5 protein-coding genes are annotated in these 4,509 nt (G+C 66.7%); 2 read left to right on the plus strand and 3 right to left on the minus strand.

What is annotated here, in order from left to right:
• Positions 1-83: 83 nt before the first annotated feature.
• Together AC1D00_RS28450 and AC1D00_RS28455 are read right to left on the minus strand one after the other, a co-directional pair.
• Positions 84-551 carry a hypothetical protein gene (locus AC1D00_RS28450; RefSeq protein WP_477012948.1) on the minus strand — a complete coding sequence of 156 codons (468 nt, stop codon included), beginning with the start codon at positions 549-551 and terminating at the stop codon, positions 84-86.
• Positions 552-647: 96 nt separating this feature from the next.
• A complete protein-coding gene (locus AC1D00_RS28455; protein ID WP_477012949.1) occupies positions 648-2,186 on the minus strand; it encodes a YifB family Mg chelatase-like AAA ATPase in 1,539 nt (512 codons plus the stop codon).
• Positions 2,187-2,412: 226 nt separating this feature from the next.
• Between AC1D00_RS28455 and AC1D00_RS28460 the strand changes: the two genes are divergently transcribed.
• Positions 2,413-2,658: a PilZ domain-containing protein gene (locus tag AC1D00_RS28460; RefSeq protein WP_011083489.1), complete on the plus strand. Its 246-nt coding sequence runs from the start codon at positions 2,413-2,415 to the stop codon at positions 2,656-2,658.
• A 78-nt stretch (positions 2,659-2,736) separates the two neighbouring features.
• Positions 2,737-3,510 carry a tetratricopeptide repeat protein gene (locus AC1D00_RS28465; protein WP_404551622.1) on the plus strand — a complete coding sequence of 258 codons (774 nt, stop codon included), beginning with the start codon at positions 2,737-2,739 and terminating at the stop codon, positions 3,508-3,510.
• Between the two features lie 35 nt (positions 3,511-3,545).
• Here AC1D00_RS28465 and AC1D00_RS28470 read toward each other — a convergent pair.
• Positions 3,546-4,509, minus strand: a 964-nt coding sequence (locus AC1D00_RS28470) for a CpaE/TadZ family protein (RefSeq protein ID WP_477012950.1), incomplete at its 5' end; no start/stop codon positions are given.

The following is a 4,509-nucleotide window of genomic DNA, read 5'->3' on the forward strand; positions in this document are numbered from 1 at the left end:
GAGCATGATCCGGAAAAGTGTGCAGCGGTTTTCCTGAAAGATCATGCTCCAACACCAACCTGAAGCGTGATGATCATCGCGCTTCAGAGCGAGGCGGCCTGGAACGGGCGGTGACCGTCGTGGGCGCCGACGATCAGCGCCGCCGCCTCGCGCTGCGAGAACATCTTCGAGCGCACATAGATGCGGTAATCGGCCGGCCCGTCGGTGGAGAGATAGATCACCGGCCCGCCGTCGACCGGCTGCGCGGCAATCGTGATGAGCCGGGTCTGCGGATTGGCCTGGCAGGAATCCGGCTCGGAGCCGAGACCGTCGTCCACCACCGCGAAGTCCGCACCGTCCGCATCGTCGGTGATCTGAACCCTGACCGTGGCCCGCGTCGGATCGTCGGTGAAGGCGACATGGACGCCGGCGGTCCAGAACAGCGATGTCAGCTCGACGGAGGTGTCGCCCAGGGCGATGCAGGGATGCGAGACCGATCCGATCTCGCTGCGGGCAAACACCGCAGCCGCCAACAGGGGAACAACCGAGGCCAGGATCTTCAAACGCAACATGACACTCTACTCGCCAGGCCGTACGGGAACTTGTGGGCCTTATGGTTTGCAGAGCGTAAAGGAAACTCGTTACCGCCGGGTTGATGCGCGGAATGATCACGCCATCTGGCGCACATCCTCTGCGAGTGCGCGATAGGACAGCGCTTCGGCGAGATGCAGCCGGCCGATCCTGTCGGCGCCGTCGAGATCAGCGAGCGTGCGCGCCACCCGCAGCACCCGGTGATAGCCGCGCGCCGACAGCCGCATGGTCTCGGCGGCGTCGCGCAGCAGCTTGGCGCCTTGCGCATCCGGCTTGGCGATCTCTTCCAGCACCGAGGCTGGCGCCTCGGCATTGGTGCGGACCCGCGGTAGGCCGATCGCCGCGTAACGCGCCAGCTGGATGTCGCGCGCCGCCGCCACGCGCGCGGCGACCTCGGCTGATCCCTCCGCCGGCGGCGGCAGGATCAGGTCGGCTGCGGTCACCGCCGGAACCTCGATGCGCAGGTCGATGCGGTCCATCAAGGGCCCTGAGATGCGGGCCTGGTAGTCGCCGGTGCAGCGATCGATGCGGCCGCGCTTGCAGGCATAGCCGGGCTCGAACGCGTTGCCGCAGCGGCAGGGATTCATCGCCGCGACCAGCATGAAGCGGGCAGGGTAGGTGACGCGATGATTGGCGCGGGACACCGAGACCTCGCCGTTTTCCAGCGGCTGGCGCAGCGAATCCAGAACGCGCGGATCGAACTCCGGCAATTCGTCGAGGAACAGCACGCCCTGGTGCGCCAGCGAGATTTCGCCGGGCTTGGCACGGATGCCGCCGCCGGTGAGCGCGGCCATGCTGGCGGAATGATGCGGCGAGCGGAACGGGCGCCGCGACGTCAGCGCACCGCCTTCGATCTCGCCGGCAACGGAGGCGATCATCGAGACCTCGAGCAGCTCGCCCGGCGAGAGCGGCGGCAGGATCGAGGGCAGGCGCGCCGCCAGCATCGACTTGCCGGCGCCGGGCGCGCCGATCATCAACAGGTGATGTCCGCCGGCGGCCGCGATCTCCAGCGCCCGCTTGGCGCTTTCCTGGCCCTTGATGTCGCGCAGGTCGAGCGGCGAGGCGGCGGCCTCATGCACCCTCGGCGAGGGCCGCGACAGCACCTGCGTGCCCTTGAAGTGGTTGGCGATCTGGATCAGCGATTGTGCGGCGATGATCTGGATGTCCGGGCTCGCCCAGGCCGCTTCCGAGCCGCAGGCGGCCGGACAGATCAGGCCTTCCTCGCGCACATTGGCGCCGATCGCGGCGGGGAGAACGCCGGCCACCGGCGCGATCGAGCCGTCGAGGCCGAGCTCTCCGAGCACGGTGAAGCCGGTCAGCGCGTCCGGCGGAATCGCGCCGATCGCCGCCATCAGCCCGAGCGCGATCGGCAGGTCGTAATGGCTGCCTTCCTTGGGCAGATCGGCAGGGGCCAGATTGACGATGATCCGCCGCGCCGGCAGCGCCAGGCCTGATGCGATCAGCGCCGAGCGGACCCGCTCCCGCGCCTCCGATACCGCCTTGTCCGGCAGGCCGACGATGGCAAAGGCCGGCAGGCCCGGCGCGACCTGCACCTGCACGTCGACCGCGCGGGCCTCGATCCCCTCAAAGGCGACGGTAGAAACCCGTTGAACCATGCCGAACCAGCCTGCCCTCTTGCACAATCGAGGGTAGCAGAGCCGGCCATCCTCCGCAAGAACAATACAGGAACATATCCGGCGCCGCCCAAGCCCTAACCAATCGTAAACGCGACGCGGACACTACGCCTCGAATGCGAGCGGCTGTCCTCAGCACATTCCAACGAATGTCCGCTACTCCTAGGGCTGCGGGATGAGCCGTGATCTAATGGGGTGAAGAATTCCAATGCTTGCAAATCGCCGGAGAAGCGAACGTCGGGTATGCAGCCGGCTCGCCAAGATCCATTTTGGCGCGGGCTCGCTGCCGCGGGATTGCACAATCACGGATATTTCGGACGGGGGCGTGAAAGTGGTGGCGGAATTCCTGGAAGTGCCGCCGCAATTCACCATCATCTTCGCACCCGACTATTCCCGCCAGTGCCGGCTGCGCTGGCGCATCGGCTGCGAATTCGGTGCCGAGTTCACCGATTAGGCTGCGGGGCTGACTTCCTTAACGGGAATTTAGCGTTAATCGGTAAGCATCTCTGATCAGTCGCCGAGTGATCAGAGTATGCCCAAGCGTTTGTCCCGTGCCTCTCGCCCGGCGAGATATCTGTTTTCCGCGCTTCTGATCCTTGCCCTCGGCGGCTGTCAGACCACCGGCATCGAGGACATCACCGGCGCGCTCGGCGGCAAGTCGGACGCCGCAAGCAAGGCCGACGCCAGGCCGGACATGGACGCATTGCGCGAGCGTTTTCGCGCCAGGCCCAGCGATCCCAACATCGCGCTCGAATACGGCAAGGCGCTGCGCGAGACCGGCCAGCGCGCCCAGGCGGTCGCGGTGCTCGAGCAGGCCGTGCTCGGCCATCCCAGCAACAAGGCGCTGCTCGCCGGCTACGGCCGCGCGCTCGCCGACAACGGCAATTTCCAGCAGGCTTTCGACGTGCTGGGCCGCGCGCATTCGCCCGAGGATCCGGACTGGCGCATCCTGTCGGCGCAGGGTGCCGCGCTCGACCAGCTCGGCCGCAACGAGGAGGCGCAGCAATATTACGCCGCGGCGCTGAAGATCGTGCCCGACGAGCCGACCGTGCTGTCCAATCTCGGCCTGTCCTATATGCTGCAAAACAATTTGTCGAAGGCCGAACAGGTGCTCGGCCGCGCTTATCAGCGCAATCAGAACGATGCGCGGGTCCGCGCCAATCTCGCGCTCGTGCTGGGATTGCAGGGCCGCGAGGCCGAGGCTGAAATCCTCGTGAAGGCAGATTTGCCGCCGGACCAGGCCGCGGCCAAGGTCGCGGCACTGCGCCAGGTGCTGGCCAAGAAACAGCAAAGGGCGGACAAATAGTCCGCCCTTTTCCCGGCCTTTGCGAGTTCAGCTCCTTACGACGCCTTGCGATGCGGGGCCGATGCGCGGCCCGATCGGCCCTTCAGCCTCTTCAGGAGCGGTGCGAGCAGCGAGCGCTTCGGCTTCTTCACCTCGCCGCGCCCGGCGAGGCGGTTCGCCATGTTCTGGAACAGCTCGGTGGTGCGGTGGCTCTTGGAGACTTCCGCGATCATCTGGCCGTTGTTGGCCGCGGTGGAGAACAGTTTCGAATCGAACGGGATCACCGCGATCGGCTGGCTCTCCATGGTCTTGACGAACGACTTGACGTCGATCTCCGCGCGCTTGTGCATGCCGACCTGGTTGATGCAGTACAGCGGCGGCCGGTCGTTCGGCCGCGCCGCCTTCAGCACGGTCAGCATGTTCTTGGTGTTGCGCAAGTTCGCGAGATCGGGCTCGGCCACGATCACGATGTCGTCGGCGTTGATCAGCGCGCGCCGCGTCCAGCCCGACCATTGATGGGGGACGTCGAGCACGATGCAGGGCGTGGTCATGCGCAGCGTGTCGAACACCGCGTCGAAGGCCTCCGCGCCGAAATCGTAGACCCGGTCGAGGGTGGCAGGCGCCGCCAGAAGGCTGAGGCGCTCGGTGCATTTGGCGAGCAGGCGCTCCATCAGCGCCGTATCGGGCCGGTCCTGCGACAGCACCGCGTTGGCGATGCCCTGCACCGGGTCCTGGTTGTAGTCGAGGCTGGCGGTGCCGAAGGCGAGGTCGAGGTCGATCACGACGGAATCGAGCGCGAGGTCGCGGGCGATGGTCCAGGCCACATTGTGCGCGACGGTGGACGCACCGACGCCGCCCTTGGCGCCGACCACCGCGATGACGCGGCCGGTGATGATGGCTTCGGACGCCGAGAACAGGCTGCAGATCGAACGGACCACGTCGAGCGTTTCGACCGGTCCCACCACATAGTCGYTGACGCCGCGGCGCACCAGCTCGCGATAGGGCGCCGTGTCGTTGGGG

This window comes from Bradyrhizobium sp. P2_E8 (assembly GCF_056403875.1).